The organism is Mycobacterium sp., from assembly GCF_040398885.1.
Lineage (GTDB): Bacteria > Actinomycetota > Actinomycetes > Mycobacteriales > Mycobacteriaceae > Mycobacterium.
Genome location: NZ_JBBATF010000023.1, coordinates 1 through 25,291, shown reverse-complemented (window position 1 = coordinate 25,291; position 25,291 = coordinate 1). Strand labels below are relative to the sequence as shown.

The following is a 25,291-nucleotide window of genomic DNA, read 5'->3' as shown; positions in this document are numbered from 1 at the left end:
GCCATGGACGCGTACACCCTGCACTCGGGCAACGGCAACAACCTGCCCAACTACGCCAACCCGGAGATCGACGGCATCATCGCTGCACTTGCGGTCACCACCGACCCGAAGGAACAGGCGCGCCTGATCGGGGACGCCGCGCCTCTGCTGTGGACCGACGTCCCGACCCTGCCGCTGTACCGCCAGCAGCGCACCGTCATCTCCTCCGAGCGGATGTTCGGGGTGGCGCCCAACCCGACCAAGTGGGGTGCCGGCTGGAACATGGACCGCTGGCGGCTGGAGCCGTGAGCGCAGCGAGCGGGGACCATCGGGCAGGGGAGCCGTGAGCGCAGCGAGCGGGGACCATCGGGCAGGGGAGCCGTGAGCGCAGCGAGCGGGGACGTCGGCGACATCATCACCGCGCTGACCCGGGTGGTGCCGGACTTCCCCGAATCCGGCGTGCTGTTCCGGGACCTGACCCCGGTGCTGGCCGACGACCGGGGCTTCGCGCTGGTCACCGATGCCCTGGCGCGGCTGGTCGAGGGGGCCGATCTGATCGCCGGCATCGACGCTCGCGGCTTTCTGCTGGGCGGGGCGGTGGCCCACCGGCTCGGGGTCGGGGTACTGGCCGTCCGCAAGGGCGGGAAGCTGCCGCCGCCGCTGCACAGCCGCACCTACAGCCTCGAATACGGCACCGCCACCCTGGAAATCCCCGCCGAGGGCATCGCGCTGGCCGGCCGGCGGGTCGCCGTCATCGACGACGTGCTGGCCACCGGCGGAACGGTTGCCGCCGCCCATGATCTGCTCCGCACGGCAGGCGCGGAGGTGACCGCGGCCGCGGTGGTGATGGAACTGGCCGCCCTGGGCGGTCGCGGTCGGCTGGCACCGCTGCCGGTGCACAGCCTGCAACTGCTGTAAAGGCGATATCCTCGGCAGCGACGGAGGTGAGCATGACGGACGAACCTGGCGGGCCCGCGACCGCCGAGCTGTCTGAGCCCCGCCCCGAGCCCTCTCCCGGGGCCGCGCCCTCGATCGCGCCCAAGGCGGCCAGCGCCTCCCGGCGGGTGCGGGCCCGCCTGGCACGCCGGATGACGGCGGGGCGCGGCGCCGTCAACCCGGTGCTGGAGCCGCTGATCGCGGTGCACCGGGAAATCCACCCGAAAGCCGACCTGGTGATCCTGCAGCGGGCCTATGAGGTCGCCGACATCAAGCACGCCGACCAGTTGCGCCGATCCGGTGACCCCTACATCACCCATCCGCTGGCGGTGGCCAACATCCTGGCCGAGCTGGGGATGGACACCACCACCCTGGTCGCCGCGCTGCTGCACGACACCGTCGAGGACACCGGCTACACCCTGGAGGCCCTCACCGCCGACTTCGGTGAAGAGGTGGGGCACCTGGTCGACGGCGTGACGAAGCTGGACAAGGTCGTCCTGGGCACCGCGGCCGAGGGCGAAACCATCCGCAAGATGATCATCGCCATGGCCCGCGACCCCCGGGTGCTGGTGATCAAGGTCGCCGATCGGCTGCACAACATGCGCACGATGCGGTTCCTGCCGCCGGAGAAGCAGGTGCGCAAGGCGACCGAAACGCTGGAAGTCATTGCCCCGCTTGCTCACCGGCTTGGAATGGCCACCGTCAAATGGGAACTGGAGGACCTGTCCTTCGCGATCCTGCACCCGAAGCGGTACGACGAGATCGTCCGACTGGTCGCTGACCGCGCGCCGTCCCGGGAGACCTATCTCGCCAAGGTGCGCACCGAGATCGGCGCCGCGCTGGCTGCGATGAAGATCAACGCCATCGTCGAGGGCAGGCCCAAGCACTACTGGTCGATCTACCAGAAGATGATCGTCAAAGGCCGCGACTTCGACGACATCCACGACCTGGTGGGCGTCCGGATCCTGTGTGACGAGATCCGCGACTGCTACGCCGCGGTCGGCGTGGTGCACTCGCTGTGGCAGCCGATGCCGGGCCGGTTCAAGGACTACATCGCCCAGCCGCGCTTCGGGGTCTACCAGTCGCTGCACACCACCGTGGTGGGCTCGGAGGGCAAACCGCTGGAGGTGCAGATCCGCACCCGGGACATGCACCGCACCGCCGAATACGGGATCGCCGCGCACTGGCGGTACAAGGAAGCCAAGGGGCGCAACGGTGTTCCGCATCCTCATGCGGCGGCCGAGGTCGACGATATGGCCTGGATGCGCCAACTGCTCGACTGGCAGCGGGAGGCCGCCGACCCCGGCGAGTTCCTGGAGTCGCTGCGCTACGACCTCGCGGTGCAGGAGATCTTCGTGTTCACCCCCAAGGGGGATGTGATCACCCTGCCGGCCGGTTCCACACCGGTGGACTTCGCCTACGCGGTGCACACCGAGGTCGGCCACCGCTGTATCGGCGCGCGGGTGAACGGCCGGTTGGTGGCACTGGAGCGCAAACTCGAAAACGGCGAAGTGGTGGAGGTTTTCACCTCCAAGGCGCCTAACGCCGGACCGTCGCGGGACTGGCAGGGCTTCGTGGTGTCACCCCGGGCCAAGGCCAAGATCCGGCAGTGGTTCGCCAAGGAGCGCCGGGAGGAGGCCCTCGAGGCCGGCAAGGACGCCATCGCCAGGGAAGTGCGCCGCGGCGGCCTGCCGCTGCAGCGTCTGGTCAGCGGCGAGACGATGGGGGCGCTGGCCTCCGAACTGCGCTACGCGGACGTCTCGGCGCTCTACACCGCGGTCGGCGAGGGTCACGTCTCGCCCCGGCACGTGGTGCAGCGACTGCTGGCGCAACTCGGCGGCGCCGACGACGCCGAGGACGAGTTGGCCGAGCGGTCCACCCCGGCCACCATGCCGGTGCGGCACCGCAGCAACGACGACACCGGTGTGGCCGTACCGGGAGCGCCGGGGACGCTGACCAAGCTGGCCAAGTGCTGCACGCCGGTTCCCGGCGACAACATCATGGGATTCGTCACCCGCGGGGGCGGGGTCAGCGTGCACCGCACCGACTGCACGAACGCCGGCGACCTCCGAACCCAGTGCGAACGCATCATCGACGTGCTGTGGGCGCCGTCGCCGACGTCGGTGTTCCTGGTCGCCATCCAGGTCGAGGCACTCGACCGGCACCGGTTGCTCTCCGACGTCACCCGGGTGCTGGCCGACGAGAAGGTCAACATCCTCTCGGCGTCGGTCACCACCTCCGATGAGCGGGTGGCCATCAGCCGCTTCACCTTCGAGATGGGCGACCCCAAACATCTGGGCCACCTGCTGAACGCGGTGCGCAACGTGGAGGGCGTCTACGACGTCTACCGGGTGACGTCCGCGGCCTGACGATGCCGCCGAGGGACGAGGCGGAGGAGGAGGGCCGCAGTCGGGTGTGGGCGGCCTGACGATGCCGCCGAGGGACGAGGCGGAGGAGGAGGGCCGCAGTCGGGTGTGGGCGGCCTGACGATGCCGCCGAGGGACGAGGCGGACGCGCGCAGCCTGGCGGTAGGGTGAGGCCCATGCCCGAGGTGCCGATGATGACCGGGTTCCCCTCCGACCCGGCGTCACGTGTCACGCTGCTGAACTGGCAGGACCCCCCGTTCAACCGCTGGTCGTTTCGGCATCTGCGGGAATTGATACCGACGCAGCGGATTTCGCGCGGCCCCGCGCCCGTGCGGCCGCCGGCCTACCACGACATCCCACTCGATCCGGGGGGGATCACCGTCGGCCGGATCGACGGCCGCATGTCGACCCTGGCCGAGTTGATCGACGAGACCTGGACCGACGCCGTGGTGGTCGTCCACGACGGCCGCATCGTTCTGGAGGGCTACCGCAACGGGATGGCCGCGGATTCGGTGCACCTGCTGATGTCGGTGACGAAGTCGCTCGTGGGCTGCGTGGCCGGGATACTCGTGAACCGGGGTCTGCTCGATCCGAGTCAGCCCATCGACCTCTACGTGCCCGAGATAACCGGGACCGGTTACAGCGGGGCGAGCACGCGCGACCTGCTGGACATGCGCACCGGCGTGCTGTTCCGCGAGGAGTACACCAACCCCCATTCCGAAGTCCGCGAGATGGAACGCCATATGGGTTGGCGCCCGGGGTTGAGCCCCGGCTACATCGGCGGCATGTACGCCTTCCTGGCCTCGATGAGCGCCGTCGGCCCGCACGGCGGTTCGTTCGTGTACCGGTCGGCGGACACCGACATGCTCGGCTGGGTCTGCGAGCGCGCATCCGGCGTGCGGATGGCCGATCTGATCTCCGATCTGATCTGGCAGCCGATCGGCGCCGAGTTCGACGCCGAGATCACTTGCGACGGAGTGGGTTCGGCGATTCACGACGGCGGGATGTCGGCGACGGCGCGCGACATCGCCAGGTTCGGGCAGATGCTTCTGGATGACGGCTTCGCGGCCGGGACAGCGGTGGTGCCCGCCAGGTGGCTGGCGCAGTCACGCACCATCGACCCAGACATCCGGGGGGCGTTCGCCTCGTCGGACTCCGAGGCGACGCTGCCCGGTGGCTGGTACCGCAACCAGTTCTGGTACGTGCCGGGTCCGCTCGGCGACCTCCAGGTGTGCCTGGGCATCCACGGCCAGATGGTCGTCGTCGACAGGGCCACCAGGACGGTGTCGGTCAAGTTGTCGTCCTGGCCGGCCGCCCAGACCCCGGCCTATCTGCTGGACACCCTGCGCGCCTTCGCCGCCGCCGGCCGCCACCTGGCCGGCCTGCCGGGCGCCGGCGGCGGTCCGGGCCCCTTGACCGGGCCGATCGGTGTGGTCAAGGCCCGCGATCGCGGCCAGGGCTGACCGGCGGCTACTTGACGAACCCGATCGGGTACACGGCCGGGGGACTGGGCAGCGGCTCGCTGACGTAGATCGCGCGGATGCCGTCGATGTAGCTCCGGCAGCGCCGGGTGAGCCCGTCATCGGTCTGCATCCGGCCCTTGGTGACCAGAATGCCGAGGTCGGCTCCCTTGAACCGGTAGTCCCCGGGTCCGTAGACGCGCAGGAAGAAGCACTCGTCCCCGTGGGTCACGTCGTGCCAGTCGTTGGCGACGCCGAGGAAGTTCAGCGCGCCGTCCTCGTCCAGCCGGTAGCGCCCGGTCACCGGCGCGGCCAGGATCCGCTCGACGGCGTCACCGGGTTCCTTCATGACCAACTGCGCCCACACGTCCACGGCGGCCAGATCCCGCCAGCGCTCGTTGATCTCGTCGATGTCGACCTCGTAGTCGATGTCCATGAACTCCAGCAGGTGGAACAGGAACAGCGGAATGTCGGCGTAGGCGCCCGCGGTGACGTTGGTCATGGAGGACACGCCCGAGATGCGGGGGTTCAACTCACCGAGGTAGACGTTGTCGGAGTCGAGGTCCACCAGGACGTCGACTTCGAAGAACCCCTTGTACCCCTCCTGGCGTAGCCGGTCGCCGAGGCGCCGCACGTGCTGGATCGCGGTGTTGCGGTGCGCCTCGGAGAGCGCTCCGGGGAAAAGGTCGTTGCCGCACCAGCCCCCGCGGTACGGGGTCAGTTCCGGGTAGCCGGTGAGGTCGGTCATGAACGGCCCCACCACGGTCCCGTGTTCGGTGTTGACCGCTTCCACCGCCACCGCCCGATTGTTGATCCGTTTCATGATCTTCAGGTCCTGCCCGATCATGTTCTGGCTGTCGCGATCCCAATCGGCCTGGCAGGTGATGAAGAAGGTCGTCTTTCCGGAATCGCCGTAGGGCGTCTGAACCACGAGGTCGGTGCCCAGTCCGGCGCCGACGCTCAGTTCGCTGAGTTCGCGGTAGTCGTCGGCGCGGGCCAGCACGTTGGGCACCGACGGGGCCCCGGCCTCCTCCCCGAGCCGGGTGGTGACGATCTTGGAGTCCAGGTGCCGCCGCAGCGAGTCCGGCGGCAGAATAAGGCAGTAGTCCAGTTCGCGGCAGATCCGCTCGGTCTCCTCGTCGAAGAAGACCATCGCGATCATCGGCCGCAAACCGGTTGCCGCGCAGCGCCCTTCGATATGACGCTGCACCTCCGGATCGCGCAGCAGATAGTTGTTGATTTGCTCGGAGCTGGTGAACTCCACGTACGGCTTGGCTTTGGGGGTGAACACCCGCGGATGTCCCGAATCCCACGAATCGTGGTAGACGATGTACTCGAATCCGCGGACCCACCGGTCGATCCCGAGCAGATTGAACGCCGTCGGACCGACGAAGAAGATAGGCTGCTCGTTGGTCCGAAAGAACGTGCGGATCTCCGGGATGCCCTTGAGTCCGCGGGAGCGGAAAACGTCTGTGATCACTGGGATACCGGGTCCTGGCGGGTTCGAATTGACCGTACTGGCCGTGCGGATTCTCCCATGCCGCAGACACCGGTGGGGTTCAAACGGTTGACTGCACTGTGAACGAGGAGGGCTTCATGACACGACACCCGCTTGACTCGCTGTCGTCGGAGGAGTTCAGGCGGACCGCCGAGATCCTGCGGCGAGACGGCAGGGTGACCGACGGGTGGAGGTTCACCTCCATCGAACTCAAGGAGCCGGAGAAGAGTCGGGTCAAGGCCTGGCGACCCGGCGACCCGGTGCCACGGACGTCCTTCGCGGTGCTGCTGGACCGCGGCGAGAACAAGACCTACGAAGCCACCGTCGACCTGACCGCGGGCGCCGTGGTCTCGTTCGAGCACATTCCCGGCGTGCAGCCCAACTTCACCCTCGACGAGTTCTACGAGATCGACGCGGCCATGCGCCGGCATCCCGACGTCGTCGCCGCCCTGGCCGAGCGCGGTTTCACCGACATGGACCTGATCCTGATCGACACCTGGACCTACGCCAAGGCCCTGATGCCGGAGAAGTACCGCGACCGCCGGCTGGGCTGGTGCGACCTGTGGGCCCGGGCCACCCCGGAGGGCAACCCCTACGGCCACCCGGTGTCCGGCCTGAAGTTGTTGGTGGACGTGAACACCCACGAACTTCTGGAGATCGAACGCGATCACGACCACGGCCGGCCCGAGGTGGACTGCGAATATGTGCCGTCGGTTCGGGGGACCGCGGTGCGCACCGACCTCAAGCCGCTGTACATCACCCAGCCCGAGGGCACGTCGTTCACCCTCGACGGCTCGGAGCTGAAGTGGCAGAACTGGACGATGAGGCTGGGCTTCAACTATCGGGAAGGCCCGGTGATCTACCAGCTGAGCTTCGATGACAACGGCACGAAACGTGATGTGGCATACCGGATTTCGCTGGCCGAGATGGTGGTTCCCTACCGCGACCCCAGCTTCGACCACTACCGCAGGACGGCCTACGACATCGGTGAGTGGGGCCTGGGATCGATGACGACGTCGTTGGAGTTGGGCTGCGACTGCCTGGGCGAGATCGTCTACCTCGACGCGACACTGGCCGACACCAAGGGGGAGCCCTACACCGTCAAGAACGCGATCTGCCTCCACGAGGAGGACAACGCCGTGCTCTGGAAGCACGTCGACCACAAGTTCGGGGCCGAGGTGCGCCGGCAACGCCGGATGGTCGTCTCCTGCCACGCCACCGTGGCCAACTACGAGTACCTCATCTACTGGCGGCTCTACCAGGACGGCAACATCGAGTGCGAGATCCGGGCGACCGGCATCATGGTCACCACGCCGTTCCCGGAGGGTGCGACGCCGCCGCCCTACGGAACCGTCGTGGACACCAACTCCTACGCCCCCTACCACCAGCACTTCCTGGTGGCCCGGCTGGATCTGGACGTCGACGGTGAGGAGAACACCGTGCTGGAGGTCGACTCCGTCGCCCCGCCGGTCTCCGCGGACAACCCCTACGGCCTGGCCCTGGTCACCGAATCCACCCCCATCGTGTCCGAGGCGCAGGCCGCCCGGGACTTCGACTGGTCGACCCAGCGCAGCTGGAAGGTGGTCAATCCGAACAAGACCAACAGGCACGGCACCGACGTCTCCTACAAACTGGTGCCCGGGGCGTGCTTCCCCCCGATGATGGACCCGTCGACGGTCCAGTACCTCCGGGCGCCGGTGATCGGCCACACCCTGTGGGTGACCAGCAACAGTGCCGACGAGCGCTGGCCGGCCGGCGCGTACCCGGCTCAGTCCGAGTTCGACTCCGGGATGACCGAGTGGATCAAGGACGACGCGCCGCTGGTGAACACCGACGTGGTGCTCTGGTACGTGTTCGGCATCCACCACATCACCCGGGTGGAGGAGTGGCCCATCATGTCCGTCGACACGGTGTCGTTCTGGCTCAAGCCCTCCGGCTTCTTCGACCGCAATCCGTCGATCGACGCGGCGCCCACCGCCAAGGGCGGCGGGGGAGCGTGCCACGGCGGCTGAGGCCGGCCCGCGGACCTAGTCGACCAGCACGGCCGCGTCTTTGTGAAGCGTCTCGCCGCGGAAGAAAGCCGGTGAAACCGCGCGCCAGGCCAGCATCAGAACCAGGCCCAGGGCGATCAGGCCCAGGCCGAGGATCAGTACCAACCCGACGCCGAAAACGCTTGCGCCGCTGCCGTAATCCGGTGAGGCGCTGTCGCGCAGCGTGACGATCAGGACGGCGAACAGCCCCAGGCCGCCCAGTAGCGGGAAGAGCAGCTTGAAGACGAAGCTGTTGAGATCGGCGAACAACTCGTGGCGGAAGTACCAGATGCAGGCGAAGGCGGTCAGGCCGTAGTAGAAGCAGATCATGATGCCCAGCGCGTAGATGGTGTCCATCAACGCGTTCTTGCTGAACACGTGCAGCACCGTGTAGAACAGCCCGGCCACCACGCCGGCGGTGACCGTGGCGTAGGACGGGGTCAGGTAGCGCGGGTGGATCGCCGCGAACCGGGGCGGCAGGGCCTTGTAGGTCGCCATGCCCAGCATGGTTCGCGACGACGGCAGGAATGTGGTGATCAGGCTGGCCGTGCTGGAGGCGAGCACCGCCAGATACAGCAGCAGGTGCCACGGGCTGCCGAGGACCGGTTCGGCCAGTGAGCCGAAGACGTTGCTGGAGTTCTCGGTGTTGCCCAGTCCCAGACCTTCCTCGCCGACCCCGGCGTACATCTGGCTGGCGGTGGCCACGATCAGGTAGGTCAGCAGGATCGACAGCACGCACAGCAGTGCCGCCCGGCCCGGTGTCTTGTCCGACCCCTTGGACTCCTCGTTGACCGTCAGGCAGGTGTCCCAGCCCCAGAACGCGAAGATCGACCCGGACAACCCGGCCACGAACGCCGACACCGTCAGCCCGGCGGGGCTGAACCAGTCCCAGGAGAACGGGATGCCGGTGGGCGCCGAACCGGACTTGACGATCGCCGTCACGGCGAAGGCGGCCAGCGTGGCCAGCTGGAAACCGACCAGGACGAACTGCACCCTCTCGGTGGTGGTGATGCCGCGATAGGCGACCCAGGTCGCGACGGCCAGGAAGGCGATGCAGGTCGCTACGTTGACCCAGGTCGACTCCCACAGGCTGCCGAGCCGGTCGTTTCTGAACAGATCGCCGAGGAACTGGTAGAAGAACTCCACGGCCACCCCGGCCAGGTTGGACAGCACGATGGCCGTCGCCAGCACGGCCGCCCAGCCCCCCAACCAGCCGACGTACGGGCCGAAGGCCTTGCTGGTCCAGGTGAACGAGGTGCCGCAGTCCGGCATCACCTTGTTCAGCTCCCGGTAGGCGTAGGCGGCGAAGAACATCGGCAGGAAGCCGGCGATGATCACCACGGCCATCTTGTGGCCGGTCTGGCTCACCAGGATGCCGATGGTCGCGGTCAGTGCGTAGGCCGGCGCGACCGACGAGATCCCCAGGATGACGCTGCCCAGCACGCCGATCGAGTTCCGCGACAGGCCCTTGTCCTCCAGGTCGGCTTCCGGCGCGTGATGCAACTGGTGTGCCTCGGTCATTGCTGCCCCCGCCGGGTTCCCTGGAATTGACGCTCTGGAGTACGTTACCGCTGACACGGTGACCCGGATGGGTGTTTTGCTTCGCAATGAACCGGCGCCGGCAGAGGAGAGGGCTCATGACCGAGGCAGTCGAAGCGGCCGAAAGTGGTGTCGTGGTGGGGACCGACGGGTCCGAACACGGGGTCGCCGCGCTGCGGTGGGCGGCCGCCACCGCCGTGGCCTACGGCCTGCCGTTGACCGTCCTGCACGCCCGTCCCGACGCCGAGGCGCAGCCGACGCTGATCGGCGAGCCCACCGGGGTGCTGGCCGACGCGGTTGCGGTGGCCCGCGCCGCGGAGCCCGGTGTGCAGATCCGGGCGCTGCAGATGCCCGATGCCCCGGTGCAGTCGCTGCTGGCGGCCGGGGAGAACGCCGACCTGCTGGTGCTCGGGTCCCGCGGCGTCGAGGGTTTCCGCGGCCTGCTGCTGGGCTCCACCGCGATGCACGTGGCGCCCTACGCGCAGTGCCCGGTCGTGGTCGTGCACTCGGGCGCCGAGAGCGGCGTCCGAATCGAAGGGTTCGAGGATTACCGGGGAAACCCCGGGCAGGTCGTCCTGGGATACGACGGGTCGCCGGCCTCGAACCGCGCGGCGGCGTTCGCCTTCCGGCATGCCGAGGCCATCGGGTGCGGGGTGGTGGCGGTCAGCGTGGAACCCGGTCGCGGCGAGCCCGAGACCGAACGGATCGACCCGGAGAACGCCACGCCCGGTTCGGACACCAGCGCCTTCCACTCGCCGGTGATCGTCACCGCCGGCTCGTTCGCGGACGTGCCGGTGTCATTCGTGGCCGGGACCGGCCGGCCCGCCGAGGTGCTGCTGTCGGAGGCGGTCGGCGCGGAACTGCTGGTGGTCGGCAGCCGCGGGTCCGGCGGATTCGCCGGGCTCATCATGGGATCGGTGAGCCAGAAGGTGCTGGCTCACGCCAGCTGCCCGGTCGCGGTCCTGCACCCCGGGATCTCGGCCGAAACCGCAGCCGGGATCGCTTGAGCCCCAGGCGGTTTCGCCGATCGCCCCGGCGCCCTCAGTCCAGCAGGACCGACTTGACCTTCACCTCGGTGGCCGGCTTGCCGTCCTGCCCGCCGCCCGCCACGCCGGCCGCGGCGATCTTGTCCAGCGTGGCCAGTCCGGTGGAGTCGATGGTGCCGAACACGGTGTAGTTCGGTGGCAGTTGGGAGTCCTTGTAGACCAGGAAGAACTGGCTTCCGTTGGTGTCGGGTCCGGCGTTGGCCATGGCCAGCGACCCGCGGGGGTAGAGCACCGGCTTCTTCAGCGCCGGATCGTCTTTCGGGTACTGGTTGGTCGGGTACTCGTTGGGGAACGAGTAGCCGGGCCCGCCGGAACCGGTCGCGGTGGCGTCGCCGCACTGCAGAACGCCCAGACCGGGCGCGGTGGTCAGGCGGTGGCAGACGGTGTTGTCGAAATAGCCCTTCTGGGCCAGGCTGGCGAAGCTGTTGACGGTGCAGGGCGCCTCGGCGTTGTTGAGGATCAGCCCGAGATTGCCCTGATCGGTGGACATCGAGACGCTGACCGTCGCCGGGTCGGTGGGCACCTTGCCGCCATTGGGCGGCGCGACGTCCCTGGACTTCTCACCGGCCGCGGGGTACCGGCAGTTGGCGCCCAGATCGGCCGGCGCCTTGAATGCCGGCAGCTGGTCCTTGCCGCCGCGCACCAACTCGGTCGGTTTCCCGGGCTGGGCGGGGGCCGGGGTCGAGGTGCCGGCCGCCACCGAGGGCTGTTGCCTGTCGCCCTTGGTCACGAAAAAGGCGATGGCCGCCGCTCCGGCCGCCAGCGTCAGCATGGCCGCGACAACGGTCATGATGCGCCCGCGGCGGGCCTGCCGGGCCCGCTGATCAAGCTGCTGCTCGAGTTTCTGCTTGGCCATTTCGCGTCGTTCTGCGTTGGTGGGCACTGCTGCAGGTCCTCCGTTTTCCGGGTCGTCGGGGCGTTGCGCCGCGCCCCCGAGTGTGCCAGCACGATCTGTGAACGGGGTTCTGCGACCCACCCCCGCGGCGGGGTGGGACACTGGTCGCCGTGTTGCTCACCGGGTTTCCGGCCGGCATGTTGGCGTGCAACTGCTACGTGCTGGCCCAGCGTCAGGGATCCGACGCGGTCATCGTCGACCCGGGCCAGCGGGCGTTCGGGCCGTTGCGGCGCATTCTGGACGAGAACAGGCTGACCCCGGCCGGGGTTCTGCTGACCCACGGCCACATCGACCATCTCTGGTCGGCGCAGAAAGTGGCCGACACCTTCGGCTGCCCGGTGTTCATCCACCCGGAGGACCGACACATGCTGACCGACCCGATCCGCGGGTTCGGCCCGCGGATGGCGCAGATGGCTTTCGGGGTGCTGTTCCGGGAACCTCGGCAGGTGGTCGAACTCGACCACGACGGCCAGATCATCGACCTGGGCGGCATCCCGGTCACCGTCGACCACACCCCGGGACACACCCGCGGGTCGGTGGTGTTCCGCACCCCCGGGGACAACGGCGGGCTGGCCTTCACCGGCGACACGCTGTTCAAGCAGTCCGTCGGCCGCACCGACCTGCCCGGCGGAAGCGGCCGGGACCTGCTGGGCTCGATCCTGAACAAGCTTCTGGTGCTCGACGACGACACCAAGGTCCTGCCCGGCCACGGCCCCGTCTCCACCATCGGGTCGGAGCGGGTCAGCAACCCCTTCCTCGAGGGCCTGACGCTGTGATCCGATTCCACCCCGCCGGGGCGGCCCGGTGAGCGACTTCCAGGCGCCCAAGGGGGTACCCGACTATCTGCCGCCGGAGTCCGCGGAGTTCGTCGCCGTGCGCGACGGCCTGCTGGCCGCGGCCCGGATGGCCGGGTACGGCGATGTCGAGTTGCCGGTATTCGAAGACACCGCGCTGTTCGCCCGCGGAGTCGGGGAGTCCACCGACGTGGTCTCCAAGGAGATGTACAGCTTCGCCGACCGCGGTGACCGGTCGGTCACGCTGCGCCCGGAGGGAACCGCCGGGGTGGTGCGGGCGGTGATCGAGCACGGCCTCGACCGCGGTGCGCTGCCGGTCAAGCTCTGCTACGCCGGTCCGTTCTTCCGCTACGAACGACCGCAAGCCGGCCGCTACCGGCAGCTTCAGCAGGTCGGGGTGGAGGCCATCGGCGTCGACGACCCCGCTCTGGACGCCGAGGTGATAGCGATCGCCGACGCCGGCTTCCGCTCGCTGGGACTGGCCGGCTTCCGGTTGGAGATCACCTCGCTGGGTGATGACACTTGCCGCCCGCAGTATCGGGAATTGTTGCAGCAGTTCCTCTTTCGGCTCGATCTCGATGAGGCGACCCGGGCGCGTGCGGAACTGAACCCACTTCGGGTGCTCGACGACAAGCGTCCGCACATCCGCGAACTCACCGCCGATGCGCCGGTGATGCTCGACCATCTCTCCGGCGCCGCCAAGCAGCACTTCGACACCGTGCTGGCGCACCTGGACGCCCTGGCGGTGCCCTACGTCATCAACCCCCGCCTGGTGCGCGGGCTGGACTACTACACCAAGACGACCTTCGAGTTCGTCCACGACGGGCTGGGCGCACAGTCCGGCATCGGCGGCGGCGGGCGCTACGACGGACTGATGGCCCGACTCGGCGGCCAGGACCTCTCGGGCATCGGGTTCGGGCTCGGGGTCGACCGCACCATGCTGGCACTGCGCGCCGAGGGCAGACCGGCGGGCGTGCACAGCCGCTGCGACGTGTACGCGGTGCCACTGGGGGAGGCGGCCAAACTCGAGTTGGCGCGACTGGCGGGGGCGCTGCGGGCGGCCGGAGTGCGCTCGGACCTGGCCTACGGCGACCGCGGCGTGAAGGGGGCGATGCGGGCCGCCGACCGGTCCGGCGCGCGGGTCGCCCTGATCGCCGGCGACCGCGACATCGAGGCCGGCACCGTCGGGGTCAAGGACCTCTCCACCGGCGAGCAGGTCGACGTCCCGGCTGATGCCGTCGTTCACGAGGTTCTCTCGCGACTTCGGTGACGGCGGAGCGAATTCCAGGTAAACCTCAGTGATTTCTTAGGGTGGGCGGGGAACCGGCGGGTGGCCGGAACCCGTTGATCCGGGTATGAACCGGCTGATCGAGGACTACCTGCGCGCCCGCGGTGTGCGGTACTTCCGGGGCCACCACGACGACGAGTACTTCTACCTCGTGGACTTCGTCGGCGGCGCCAGTCGGGGCCGGCTCAACGTGCACCTGGAGGTGGGCGGCGCGGCCCGGGACGCCGTGCTCGTCAACATCACCCCCGACCGGTACTACCCGGCCAGCCTGCGGGAGCACCTGAATGGACTGCTCTCCCGCTGGAATGCCGGCGCCTCTCCGCTGGAGGCGGTGACCCACGATTCCTCCGACCCGCTGCTGATGGGTGTGACGGCCCACGGACGCTGTCAGGCGGGTGCCGCCACGGACCTGGCGGGCTTCGTCGACGCCGCGGTGGGCTCCGCCATCGAGTTGTTCGGGGCGATGCCCGATCCGGCCGGGGCGACCCGGCGGACCACCGGCGCCCTGCGCGACGCGGGCTGAGCGACCCGGTAAGCGACCCGGTAAGCGACCCGGTAACACGAGGGTGCGCGGCGCCGATACCCGCGGTATGCGACATCTGAGAGTCACGGCGGCGGCATTGGCTGCGCTGGGCATCGCAACCGCCTCGTCGGCGGGCGCCGATCCGGCGGACCCGACGCCCCCCCCGGCGCCCACCACCAGCACGGCGCCCACCACCAGCACGGCGCCCGCCACCAGCGCGGCGCCCGCCACCAGCACGGCGCCCGCCACCAGCACGGCGCCCGCCACCAGCACGGCGCCGACGGCACCGGCCGGGGCGCATCAGGTGACCTACACCGTCACGACAACCAGCGCCCTGACCGCCAACATCTACTACGTGACCGGTGACCCGCCGGACCGGGCCGCTGCCAACAAGCCCGAGTTCATGCCGATGGCCCGGACCACGGTGGGTCCCGGAGCGCCGTGGACTTTCCAGGCCAACCTCAACGACCCGACCGAGTGGGCCTTCGTCAGCGCCAGCGGCGGCCTGCGGGTGAACCCCGAGTTCCGCTGCGAGATCGCCGTCGACGGCAAGGTCGTGGTGTCCCAGCAGGGCGGCAGCGGCGTGCGGTGCGCCCTGCGGCCCTGGTGACCGCCGGCGCTAGCCGAGGTCGCGTGCGCTGAAGGTGTCGCACTTGTTGGGGTCACCGGTCCGGTACCCCACGGTGAACCATTTCTGCCGCTGAGCCGACGAGCCGTGGGTCCAGCTCTCCGGGTTGACCCGTCCGGTGGCCTGCTTCTGGATCCGGTCGTCGCCCACCGCGGCCGCCGCGGACAGTGCGTCGGCAATGTCCTTGTCGCTCAACGGCTCAAGATAGGTGACATCGGTGCCGGGCTGCTTGGTGATGGCCGCGAAGTGCGCCCACACCCCCGCGTAGCAATCGGCCTGCAGTTCCGAGCGCACGCCCCCGCCGGTGGCGCCCTTGGCGCCCTTCTGGGAGCGGCTCAGATCGCCGGTCAGGTTCTGGACGTGGTGGCCGAATTCGTGGGCCACCACGTACTCCTGGGCCAGCGGACCTCCGCTGGCGCCGTACTCGCTCTTGAGGACGTTGAAGAAGTCGACGTCGAAGTAGGCGGTCTGGTCGGCCGGGCAGTAGAACGGTCCCATGTCACTGCTGGCCGCGCCGCAGCCGGTCTGGACGTTGCCCGTGAACAACCGGGTCTTGGGCCGCTGGTAGCCCGGCAGCAGTTGCGACCAGATCCCGTCCAGGGAGTTGCCGGTGGCCACCACCCGGCACTCGGCGAACTTGTTGGCGTCGGCTCCGGTCTTGCACTGCGCCAGGTCGAATCCGGGCTGGGACTGACTGGGGCCCATCGGCTGCTGCAGCGCCGGGCCGGGATCGACGCCGAGGAAAATCGCCAGCAGCATGATCGCCAGGCCACCGACGCCGCCGCCGACCGCGATGCCACGCCCGGCCCCCCCGCTGCTGCGGGTGGTGCTGGTGTCGATCCGCATGCCTTCGTTGAAGGTCATGGCCGCTCCTCAGTGAGTACCACCCGATGGGCCGGGCGCTTGCCGGGGTCCAGTTTGCCACAGCGGCAGGCACCGGTGGCTCGGTCGAGAGCCGGACTGCCCACCTCCTAGACTGAGCGTTCGATTCATGTGATTCCCACTCCACGACCCAGGGGAGAACTGTGCTGCGCACCCATGCCGCCGGCTCGTTGCGGGCTTCCGACGCCGGGCACAAGGTCGTCCTGGCCGGCTGGGTGGCGCGACGCCGCGACCACGGGGGAGTGATCTTCATCGACTTGCGCGACGGCGCCGGCGGGCGGGAGCGAAGCGACGCGGGAAATGGGCCAGGCGTGGCACAGGTGGTCTTCCGCGAGGCCGATGTGCTCCATCAGGCGCACCGGTTACGCGCCGAGTTCTGCGTCGCGGTCGAGGGTGTCGTCGAGATCCGCCCGGAGGGCAACGCCAACGCCGACATCCCCACCGGCGAGATCGAGGTCAACGCGACCTCGCTGACCGTGTTGGGGGAGAGCGCCGCGCTGCCGTTCCAGCTGGACGAGCCGGCCGGCGAGGAAGCCCGGCTGAAGCACCGCTACCTGGACATGCGCCGAGACGGCGGCACCGGCGAGGCGCTGCGGCTGCGCTCCCGGGTCAACGCCGCCGCCAGGTCGGTGCTTGCCGGACGTGACTTCGTCGAGATCGAGACCCCCACGCTGACCCGGTCGACGCCGGAAGGGGCCCGGGACTTCCTGGTGCCGGCCCGCCTGCAACCCGGCAGTTTCTATGCGCTTCCGCAGAGCCCCCAGTTGTTCAAGCAGCTGCTGATGGTCGGCGGGATGGAGCGCTACTACCAGATCGCCCGCTGTTACCGCGATGAGGACTTCCGCGCCGACCGCCAGCCGGAGTTCACCCAACTCGATGTGGAGATGAGCTTCGTCGACGCCGACGATGTCATCGAAGTCGCCGAGGAGATCCTGGCCGCGCTGTGGAAGCTGATCGGCTACGACCTGCCCCGGCCGATCCCGAGAATGAGCTACGCCGACGCGATGCGCCGCTTCGGATCCGACAAACCGGACCTGCGGTTCGGCCTCGAACTGGTCGAGTGCACCGAGTACTTCCAAGACACCCCGTTCCGGGTATTCCAGGCTCCCTACGTCGGTGCGGTGGTGATGCCCGGCGGGGCGTCCCAACCGCGGCGCACCCTGGACGGCTGGCAGGAATGGGCCAAACAGCGCGGCCACAAGGGCCTTGCCTATGTGCTCGTCGGCGACGACGGCACCCTGGGCGGGCCGGTGGCCAAGAACCTGTCCGACGCCGAGCGGGACGGCCTGGCCGAACGCGTCGGCGCCGAACCCGGTGACTGCGTGTTCTTCTCGGCCGGCCCGGCCAAGGCGTCACGGGCCCTGCTGGGCGCCGCACGCGGTGAGATCGCCCGGCGGCTGGATATGGTCGATGACGACGCCTGGGCGTTCGTCTGGATCGTGGACCCGCCGTTGTTCGAGCCGGCCGGTGAGGCCACCGCCTCCGGGGACGTCGCCGTCGGTTCCGGCGCCTGGACCGCCGTGCACCACGCCTTCACCGCGCCGAAGCCGGAACACCGGGACGCGATCGGCACCGACCCGGGCGCCGTTCTGGCCGACGCCTACGACATCGTCTGCAACGGCCACGAGATCGGCGGCGGCTCGATCCGCATCCACCGCCGCGATGTCCAGGAGCAGGTGTTCGCCGTGATGGGCATCGACGGGCGCGAGGCCGACGAGAAATTCGGATTCCTGTTGGAGGCCTTCACTTTCGGGGCGCCCCCGCACGGCGGCATCGCCTTCGGCTGGGATCGCATCACCGCACTGTTGTTCGGCGCGGATTCCATCCGCGACGTCATCGCCTTCCCCAAGTCCGGCGGCGGCGTCGACCCGCTGACCGACGCTCCGGCGCCGATCACCGCCCGGCAGCGCAAGGAGTCGGGGATGGACCACAAGCCCGAGTCCGCAGATGACGACCGTCGATCCTGACAACACCCTGGCCTACATCGACCAGGCGGCGTTCCTCGGGTTGCGGGCCCTCGGCCGCGGGCCGCTGCTCCAACTGGCCTGGATCTACGAACACCCCGTCGACCTCGAGGGACTGCGCCGATTCCAGCGCAACCTCGGGCGGGGGCTGCTCGGGCGGCGCATCGAGCGCGCGGCCGTGCCCTTCGGCCGGCACCGCTGGGTGTCCTGGGCGCCGCCGGCCGATGTCGACCTGGCGCGCACCGAGATACCCCGCGACCAGGTTGCGGCATGGCTGGACGGTCAACTGGGCGTCTCCGTCGACCCGGAACACGGCCCGCCCTGGCGGCTCGCCGTACAGCCGCTGAGCGGCGGCGGCGCGGCGGTGACCCTGGTCGCCTCGCACACCGTCTGCGACGGCCTGGCGGGGACCCTGTCGGTCGCCCGGGCCGCCGACGGCATCGTCGAAGATCTCGGCTACCCGCCGCCGAACGCCTGCACCCGACGGCAGGCTGCGCGGCGCGACGCCCGGCAGACCCTGCGCGCGCTGCCCGAGATCGGCCGAGCCGTGATGGCGATGATCCGGCTGGCGCGCGGGAGCAGAGACGAGCTCAGCACGTCGGCGGCGCGCTCGGCACCGCCGGAAAACCTGCGCGGCTCTGAGCCCGTGACGATTCCGGGATTGGCGGTCTTCGTTGACGAAACCCAGTGGGACAGCCGCGTGGAGGAACTCGGTGGAACGAGCAATTCACTGTTCGCCGGCATCGCGGCCCGGCTCGGCCAGCTCGCCGGCCGGACCGACGAGCACGGCCGGGTCAAGCTGAACTTCCCGGTCAGCGAGCGCACCGAGGGCGACACCCGGGCCAACGCGCTGACCGCCATCACGCTGACCGTCGACCCGGCCGGCGTCACCCAGAGCCTGGCCGGCGTGCGGGCCGAGATCAAGCGGAACCTCGAGCAACTCGGCCGGACCCGATCCGAACTGCTCGGCCCGCTTCCCCTGACGCCGCTGGTGCCGCAGCGACTCGCGCGCAAGCTGGAGGGGATGGCGCTGGGCTCCGGTTCGCCGGTGGGCTGCTCGAACTGGGGCGTTCTCGATCCGGCCGTCAACCGGCCGGACGGCTCCGACGCGGAATTCTTCTGGACGCGGCAGATGGAGTCCCGGATAACCCCGGACATTCTCGACCGGCTGGGCGGGACGCTGTACGTGGCCTCCGGGCGGGTGCACGGGCGGGTGTTCCTGGCCGTGTCGGGCTGGCGGGTGGGAGGGATCAACACCCGGCAGGCGCTGACCGCGCTGGTGGTCGAAGCGCTGGCCGACTTCGGGTTGTCCGGGGCCATCCCGTGATGAACCATCGCCGACTGGTTAGTCCCGCTAGGTAGCGTCGTCCTACTATGTAGCGATGACGGTTGCGGGATCCCAGCGGCGCGATCAGGAGCACGCACCATCGGGTGCGGACGCGGCGGTCGAGCAACCGAAGCCCAGTCGGCGGGAGAAGCGCCGCGCCAGGGTCGCCGCGAAGGAGAAGGCCGCCATCGCGAAGGCCAGGGGGAAACGCCGCCGCCGGACCCTGGGCTACTGGCTGATGCGGCTCGTCCGCAAGGCCTGGATGCCTCTGGTGATCCTCGTGGTGGTGGCACTGGCGGCGTTCACCGTGAACCGCCTGCACGGGGTGTTCGGTAAGACCGAGACCACCCGCCCGGGCAGTGGGCTCGCCAACGATCCGGAGCCGTTCAACCCCAAGACGGTGGTCTACGAGGTGTTCGGGCCGCCGGGGGCGACGGCCACCATCAACTACCTCGACCTGGACGCCGATCCGCAGATCGAACGGGACGCGACCCTGCCGTGGTCGCTCAGCCTGACCACCACCGCGCCCGCCGCGGCGGGCAACATCGTCGCGCAGGGCTACAGCGACTCCATCGGATGCCGGATCACGGTGGACGGCGTGGTCAAGGATGAGCGCTGGTCGAACGGCGTTGCCGCCCAGACCTTCTGCATCGTCAAGTCCGGATGATCACGCTGTCGGGATCCCGGCACGCGGCCGCAGAGCCACCCGGACGGAGGCGGCCGCTCGTCGCCCACCTGATCCGGGTGCTGGCGGTGCCGATCATCCTGGGCTGGCTGGCGCTGACGGCGTACACCAATGTCGCGGTGCCCCAGATCGAGGTCGTCGGCCAGGAACGGTCGGTGCCGATGGCCGCCGCGGACGCACCGTCGACCATCGCGATGAACCGGATAGGCAAGACGTTCCAGGAATTCGACTCCAACACCTCGGTGATGATCGTCCTCGAGGGCGATGAGCCGCTGGGGGAGGCGGCCCACCGGTACTACGACGAGATCGTCGCCAGACTCAACGCCGACACCGGGCACGTCGAGCACGTGCAGGACTTCTGGAGCGACCCGCTGACCGCGGCCGGTTCGCAGAGCGCCGACGGCAGAGCGGTCTACGTCCAGGTGTATCTGGCCGGCAACATGGGGGAGGGTCTGGCCAACGAGTCGGTGGAGGCGGCCAAGAAGATCGTCGAGAGCGTGCCGCCCCCGGCCGGTGTCAAGACCTACGTCACCGGGCCGTCGGCTCTCATCGCCGACACCCACATCGCCGGGGACCGCAGCCTGCGCCTGATCACCATGCTCTCCTTCGGTGTCATCACGCTGATGCTGTTGCTCGTCTACCGGTCGCTGGTGACGGTCGTCCTGGCGTTGCTGATGGTGTTCCTGGGTGTGGCCGTCGCCCGCGGCGTGGTCGCCTTCTCCGGCCATCACCACCTGATCGGGCTGTCCACCTTCGCGGTGAATCTTCTGACCATGATGGCCATCGCCGCCGGCACCGATTACGTGATCTTCCTGTTCGGGCGCTACCAGGAGGCCAGGGCCAGGGGCGAAGACCGGGAGGCCGCCTACTACGAGATGTTCCGCGGGACCGCGCACGTGATCCTCGGGTCCGGTCTGACGATCGCCGGAGCGATGGCCTGCCTGCACTTCACCCGGCTGCCCACGTTCCAGTCGCTGGGGATGCCGCTGTTCATCGGGATGCTCGTGGTGGTGGCCGCGGCCCTCACGCTGGGACCGGCGGTGGTCACCGTCGCCGGCTTCCTGCACGCACTGGAACCCAGGCGTGCCATGCGGATCCGGTTCTGGCGGCGGGTGGGCACCGGCGTCGTGCGGTGGCCCGGCCCGATTCTGGCCGGGACGCTGGCGCTGTGTCTGGTGGGGTTGCTGGCGCTGCCCGGGTACCGCACCGACTACAACGACCGGCACTACCTGCCGGCCGACATTCCCGCCGCGGAGGGGTTCGCCGCCGCGGAGCGGCACTTCCCGGCCGCCCGCCTCAGCCCGGAACTGCTGATGCTGGAAAGCGACCACGACATGCGGAACTCGGCGGACTTCCTGGTGATCGACCGGGTCGCCAAGGCGATGTTCCACCAACCCGGAGTCGGTCGCGTCCAGACCATCACCCGCCCCCTCGGGACGCCGGTCGAGCACAGCTCCATCCCGTTCATGCTGGGCATGCAGGGCACCCTCCAGCAACTCAATATGTCCTATCTGCAGGACCGGATGGACGACATGCTGCGGATGGGCGACGAAATGCAGGCCAGCATCGACAACATGCAGAAGATGTACGACCTGATGGGCGAGCTCAACGAGGTCACCCACTCGATGGTCGGCAAGATGCACCTGACCTTCGAAGACCTCAAGGAACTCCGCGACCACATCGCCGACTTCGACGACTTCTTCCGGCCCGTGCGCAACTACTTCTACTGGGAGCCGCACTGTTTCGAAATCCCGGTCTGCTGGGCGATCCGTTCGGTGTTCGACACCCTCGACGGCATGGACGCCATGACCGACGACGTCCAGGTGCTGCTGCCCAGCCTGGACCAACTCGACAGCCTGACCACCCAGTTGCGCACGCTGATGCCGCCGATGATCGCCATCATGCAATCCATGAAGACCATGCAGCTGACCATGCAGAGCACGCAGTCCGGGATGTACGACCAGATGGCCGAGCTGCAGGACAACCAGAACGCGATGGGGAAGGCCTTCGACAAGGCCAATAACGACGACACGTTCTATCTGCCGCCGGAGGTCTTCGAAAACCCCGACTTCAAACGCGGGATGAAGATGTTCCTTTCCCCGGACGGAAAGGCGGTGCGGTTCATCATCTCCCACGAGGGCGACCCGATGTCGCCGGAGGGCCTCACCCGCGTCGACACCATCAAGAACGCCGCCTTCGAGGCGATCAAGGGCACGCCGCTGGAGGGTTCCCGAATCTATCTGGCCGGAACCGCGACCAGTTACAAGGACATGCAGGAGGGTGCCAACTACGACCTGTTGATCGCCGGCGTCGCCGCCCTCAGCCTCATCTTCGTCATCATGCTGATCCTGACCCGCAGCGTGGTGGCCGCCGCGGTGATCGTCGGCACCGTGCTGGTGTCGCTGGGCACCTCGTTCGGGCTTTCCATCCTGATCTGGCAGCACGTCCTCGGTCATCCGCTGCACTGGATGGTGCTGGCGATGTCGGTCATCATCCTGTTGGCGGTCGGCTCGGACTACAACCTGCTGCTGGTGTCGCGGTTCAGGGAGGAAATCCACGCCGGGCTGCGGACCGGCATCATCAGGTCGATGGCCGGCACCGGTTCGGTGGTCACCTCGGCGGGCCTGGTCTTCGCACTGACGATGGCGGTGATGGGATTCAGCGAGCTGAAGATCCTCGCTCAGGTCGGCACCACCATCGGTTTGGGTCTGTTGTTCGACACCCTGGTGATCCGGTCGTTCATGACGCCGTCGATCGCCGCTCTCCTGGGCCGCTGGTTCTGGTGGCCGCAGGTTGTGCGTCAGCGCCCGCTTCCGCGGCCCTGGCCGAAGCCGACTACCGAGGAACCGCAGACGGTGCATAGTTTCGTCACATAACGAAACACCCGGTACGGAGCGGGGAGCTCCGTACCGGGTGTTTCGTCCCAGTAAGACCGATCAGTTCCCGGTCTTGTTGCGGCCCTTCATGACAGCGCCGACGACAGCGGTCAGGATAGCGCCGGTGATACCGCCGCCACCCAGCCCGCCCAGGATGTGGGCGATGTCGCCACCGCCGCCGCCGATCAGGTTGCCCGCCAGGCCGCCTCCGAGGAGACCGCCCAGCGCACCGGTAGCGCTGTTACCGCCTACGCCGAGGCTGTTCTTGCCCGCACCGGCCGCGTTACCGCCGAGCAGACCGCCCAGGGCACCGAGTAGCAGTTCCATGTCTTTCTCTCCTTGTTGTGGTTACGACCGCCTTCAGCGGCTGAAGTTGTCAGTCCTGCAGGTTGTCAGGAGTGAGGTCGCTCTTGTCGGCCCGGCTCTCCATGTGATCGCCGACCGCATTGTTCTCGTAGGTGACCCTGATGGAGGTCTCCGTCGGAGTGTTGGTCTCGTAGTGGATGACCGTCTCCGGCTCGTGGTGAACGGCCTGGTGGATTTCCGCCTTGACCTCGCGGACCTCCTCGCGGATGTGCTCAACCGGACGGACGACCGGCTTGGGGGCCGGCGGCGGCGGGGGCGGAGCCTTCACGACCGGCTTGGGCGCCGGCGGCGGCGGGGGCGGAGCCTTCACGACCGGCTTGGGCGCCGGCGGTGCCGGACGCGGGGCCGGCGGGGGCGTGACGACCTTCTTGACCTCCGGAACCGGACGCGGTGCGACCCGAGCCGGCTCGACCGCAACCGGCTTGCGGAACAGGCGCGGCAGGAAGGCCAGCAGGCCCAGCAGACCCAGGATCGGGATCAGCCACCACCACTTGAATCCGCCCTTCTTCTCCTCCGTCGGAGCCGTCGGAGCCTTCTTCGCCACCGACGACGACGGAGCCGTGACACTTGGTTTACTCACTGAAGTGGTCCCTTCCACACCGAAGCCGGGAATCTTGCCGGCCAACGCAGCCGGGATGGTCGCCAGGCCGGCCGCCTTGGACCACTGGATCTCAGTGCCATCGGGACCGACGAACTTGCCCGTCTGAACGCCGCCGATGTCGGACACGTCAGCGGTCGGGTAGCCGAAGGGACCGGTGATGCCGCCGGACTGGCGCCAGGCTTCCAGCACCTTGCCCTTGACCACCGAAGCGCCCTGCTGCGGGTTCCAGTAGATCGAGGCGCCCTCGGGAGTGGAGAAGTCGTTGAAGCGGCCCGTTCCGTCACCGGTGTCGCTCTCGTCGTTCTTCGGGAAGCCCAGACCGCTCGAGTCGGGCCCGCCGAGGGCCTTGTAGCGGTCGAGGATGGCGCCGTGCATCACTTGGGCGCCGGTGTCCTTCGAGTAGTAGACGACGCCGCCTTCGTACTCCCGCATGGCGCCGCCAGCGACGTCCACTGCTTCACCAGCGGCAGAGCCGAACCACGGGAACTCGGCGGCGAAGCTGGTGCCCTTCTCGTTGATGGCGCTCACCGCGTCACTCGAGGGTTCGGCGAACGCGATGCTCGGGGTGGCCAGCATGGCGCCGGCGACCAGGAAGATCCCGCCCATCGCGAGCGAGGCGCCGCGACGCGGCGACACAATTGGTGTCACTTCATAACTCCTTCAGTGTTTCCCTTGTGGGTATTTGGTTGGGTGAAACTGTATTGCTTTGGCGTTGGATGCGTCTCCCGAACAGTTGGATGACGCCGGGGCGGGAGGGGTTCGACCGCCCCGACGTCATGCCGTGCTCGGTGCCGACGCGTCAGCTCCGACCGTGCCGAGGATCATCCTTCCGGTAGCGCGGATCGCTGGGGTCAGCGATGTAGGCCTCGCCGGCGCGAAACACCCCGGACTCGTCGCCGACGATGTCATCGTCGGGGTGCTCGCCCGTGGCGCGCTCCACCCACTCCACCTCGCGGGTGCCCCGCTCGATGTACTGGGCCTCGACCTCGGAGGCCCTGCCCATGGTGTGCCGGGTGACGTGGATCTCCTCGGTGCCGTGGTCGACGACCCGCTGGACTTCCTTCTCCACGAACCGCTGGACGATCACCGGCTTCTCGACGACGACCTCGACGATCCGCTCGACCGGCTTCTCGACGATCTTCTCGACCTCGATGTAGACCGGCTTCTCGACGATCTTCTCGATCCGGGTCTCGACCGGCTTCTCGACGATCACCTCCTGGACGTACTCGACCTCACGCTCGATGACCTTCTCCACGAGCACCGGGCTGGTGACGAACTTCTCCAGGACCTTCTCGACGGGCCGGTCGATGACCTTCTCCACGATCCGGGGCCGCTCGACGACCTTCTCGACGACCCGGTCGACCTGGCGGTCGACGACCTTTTCGACGATGTTCGGCCGCTCGACGACCTTTTCGACGACCCGGTCGACCGTCTTCTCGATGACCTTTTCGACGATGTTGGGCTTCTCGACGATCTTCTCGACGACGCGGTCGACGGGGCGCTCGATGACCTTCTCGACGATGTTGGGCTTCTCGACGATCTTCTCGACGACCCGGTCGACGGGGCGCTCGATGACCTTCTCGACGATGTTGGGCTTCTCGACGATCT

Annotated in this window: 19 protein-coding genes and 2 pseudogenes; 14 read left to right on the top strand and 7 right to left on the bottom strand. The window is 68.6% G+C overall.

Translation table 11 applies throughout. From position 1 onward, the window contains the following. The 4 genes and pseudogenes from ADBZ5U_RS04050 to ADBZ5U_RS04035 all read left to right on the top strand — a co-directional run. A pseudogene (locus ADBZ5U_RS04050) lies at positions 1 to 288 on the top strand (ABC transporter substrate-binding protein); the annotation flags it as partial. Positions 289 to 360: 72 nt separating this feature from the next. Then, on the top strand, positions 361 to 897 hold the full coding sequence (locus ADBZ5U_RS04045) for an adenine phosphoribosyltransferase (protein WP_526262624.1): 537 nt from the start codon (positions 361 to 363) through the stop codon (positions 895 to 897). A 32-nt stretch (positions 898 to 929) separates the two neighbouring features. Further along, positions 930 to 3,284 carry a RelA/SpoT family protein gene (locus ADBZ5U_RS04040; protein WP_526262622.1) on the top strand — a complete coding sequence of 785 codons (2,355 nt, stop codon included), beginning with the start codon at positions 930 to 932 and terminating at the stop codon, positions 3,282 to 3,284. Positions 3,285 to 3,457: 173 nt separating this feature from the next. Further along, complete coding sequence (locus ADBZ5U_RS04035) at positions 3,458 to 4,744, top strand: serine hydrolase domain-containing protein (RefSeq protein ID WP_526262620.1); 1,287 nt, start codon at positions 3,458 to 3,460, stop codon at positions 4,742 to 4,744. A gap of 7 nt (positions 4,745 to 4,751) precedes the next feature. On the opposite strand, the gene ADBZ5U_RS04030 is transcribed toward ADBZ5U_RS04035, so the two are convergent. Next, positions 4,752 to 6,221, bottom strand: a complete 1,470-nt coding sequence (locus ADBZ5U_RS04030; protein ID WP_526262618.1) for a biotin carboxylase — start codon at positions 6,219 to 6,221, stop codon at positions 4,752 to 4,754. A gap of 116 nt (positions 6,222 to 6,337) precedes the next feature. Here ADBZ5U_RS04030 and ADBZ5U_RS04025 point away from each other — a divergent pair, with 116 nt between their 5' ends. After that, complete coding sequence (locus ADBZ5U_RS04025) at positions 6,338 to 8,251, top strand: primary-amine oxidase (protein ID WP_526262616.1); 1,914 nt, start codon at positions 6,338 to 6,340, stop codon at positions 8,249 to 8,251. 15 nt (positions 8,252 to 8,266) lie between these two features. On the opposite strand, the gene ADBZ5U_RS04020 is transcribed toward ADBZ5U_RS04025, so the two are convergent. Then, the gene (locus ADBZ5U_RS04020; RefSeq protein ID WP_526262614.1) at positions 8,267 to 9,790 is read right to left on the bottom strand and encodes an amino acid permease; all 1,524 of its coding nucleotides are present in this window, start codon (positions 9,788 to 9,790) and stop codon (positions 8,267 to 8,269) included. A gap of 116 nt (positions 9,791 to 9,906) precedes the next feature. On the opposite strand from ADBZ5U_RS04020, the gene ADBZ5U_RS04015 reads away from it, so the two are divergent. Then, the gene (locus ADBZ5U_RS04015; RefSeq protein WP_526262612.1) at positions 9,907 to 10,815 is read left to right on the top strand and encodes a universal stress protein; all 909 of its coding nucleotides are present in this window, start codon (positions 9,907 to 9,909) and stop codon (positions 10,813 to 10,815) included. Between the two features lie 34 nt (positions 10,816 to 10,849). Here the strand turns inward: ADBZ5U_RS04015 and ADBZ5U_RS04010 are convergent, their stop codons facing one another. After that, positions 10,850 to 11,737 (bottom strand): peptidylprolyl isomerase, encoded by an 888-nt coding sequence (locus ADBZ5U_RS04010; protein ID WP_526262610.1) that lies wholly within the window; start codon positions 11,735 to 11,737, stop codon positions 10,850 to 10,852. Between the two features lie 122 nt (positions 11,738 to 11,859). Here ADBZ5U_RS04010 and ADBZ5U_RS04005 point away from each other — a divergent pair, with 122 nt between their 5' ends. From ADBZ5U_RS04005 to ADBZ5U_RS03990, 4 genes are all read left to right on the top strand, one after another. Then, the gene (locus ADBZ5U_RS04005; RefSeq protein WP_526262608.1) at positions 11,860 to 12,525 is read left to right on the top strand and encodes an MBL fold metallo-hydrolase; all 666 of its coding nucleotides are present in this window, start codon (positions 11,860 to 11,862) and stop codon (positions 12,523 to 12,525) included. Between the two features lie 28 nt (positions 12,526 to 12,553). Next, the gene (gene hisS / locus ADBZ5U_RS04000; RefSeq protein WP_526262606.1) at positions 12,554 to 13,813 is read left to right on the top strand and encodes a histidine--tRNA ligase; all 1,260 of its coding nucleotides are present in this window, start codon (positions 12,554 to 12,556) and stop codon (positions 13,811 to 13,813) included. Between the two features lie 85 nt (positions 13,814 to 13,898). Next, positions 13,899 to 14,354: a hypothetical protein gene (locus ADBZ5U_RS03995; protein ID WP_526262604.1), complete on the top strand. Its 456-nt coding sequence runs from the start codon at positions 13,899 to 13,901 to the stop codon at positions 14,352 to 14,354. Positions 14,355 to 14,421: 67 nt separating this feature from the next. Further along, the gene (locus tag ADBZ5U_RS03990) at positions 14,422 to 14,964 is read left to right on the top strand and encodes an Rv2576c family protein (RefSeq protein WP_526262602.1); all 543 of its coding nucleotides are present in this window, start codon (positions 14,422 to 14,424) and stop codon (positions 14,962 to 14,964) included. 9 nt (positions 14,965 to 14,973) lie between these two features. On the opposite strand, the gene ypfJ is transcribed toward ADBZ5U_RS03990, so the two are convergent. Continuing rightward, a complete protein-coding gene (gene ypfJ, locus ADBZ5U_RS03985) occupies positions 14,974 to 15,846 on the bottom strand; it encodes a KPN_02809 family neutral zinc metallopeptidase (RefSeq protein WP_526262600.1) in 873 nt (290 codons plus the stop codon). 161 nt (positions 15,847 to 16,007) lie between these two features. Between ypfJ and aspS the strand changes: the two genes are divergently transcribed. The 4 genes from aspS (at position 16,008) to ADBZ5U_RS03965 (ending at position 22,716) form a co-directional block, all read left to right on the top strand. After that, positions 16,008 to 17,831, top strand: coding sequence for an aspartate--tRNA ligase (aspS, locus tag ADBZ5U_RS03980; protein WP_526262598.1), 1,824 nt, complete (start codon positions 16,008 to 16,010; stop codon positions 17,829 to 17,831). Continuing rightward, complete coding sequence (locus tag ADBZ5U_RS03975; protein ID WP_526262596.1) at positions 17,812 to 19,155, top strand: hypothetical protein; 1,344 nt, start codon at positions 17,812 to 17,814, stop codon at positions 19,153 to 19,155. The genes aspS and ADBZ5U_RS03975 overlap by 20 nt, the downstream gene beginning before the upstream one ends. A 238-nt stretch (positions 19,156 to 19,393) precedes the next feature. Then, entirely contained in the window at positions 19,394 to 19,822 is a 429-nt protein-coding gene (locus tag ADBZ5U_RS03970) for an MmpS family transport accessory protein (protein ID WP_526262626.1), read from the top strand. Next, positions 19,819 to 22,716, top strand: a complete 2,898-nt coding sequence (locus ADBZ5U_RS03965; RefSeq protein WP_526262594.1) for an MMPL/RND family transporter — start codon at positions 19,819 to 19,821, stop codon at positions 22,714 to 22,716. Before ADBZ5U_RS03970 ends, ADBZ5U_RS03965 begins: the two co-directional genes overlap by 4 nt. Positions 22,717 to 22,776: 60 nt before the next feature. Here the strand turns inward: ADBZ5U_RS03965 and ADBZ5U_RS03960 are convergent, their stop codons facing one another. The 3 genes and pseudogenes from ADBZ5U_RS03960 to ADBZ5U_RS03950 all read right to left on the bottom strand — a co-directional run. Further along, entirely contained in the window at positions 22,777 to 23,043 is a 267-nt protein-coding gene (locus ADBZ5U_RS03960) for a hypothetical protein (protein ID WP_526262592.1), read from the bottom strand. A gap of 49 nt (positions 23,044 to 23,092) precedes the next feature. Next, on the bottom strand, positions 23,093 to 24,331 hold the full coding sequence (locus ADBZ5U_RS03955; protein ID WP_526262590.1) for an LGFP repeat-containing protein: 1,239 nt from the start codon (positions 24,329 to 24,331) through the stop codon (positions 23,093 to 23,095). 151 nt (positions 24,332 to 24,482) lie between these two features. Further along, a pseudogene (locus tag ADBZ5U_RS03950) lies at positions 24,483 to 25,291 on the bottom strand (hypothetical protein); the annotation flags it as partial.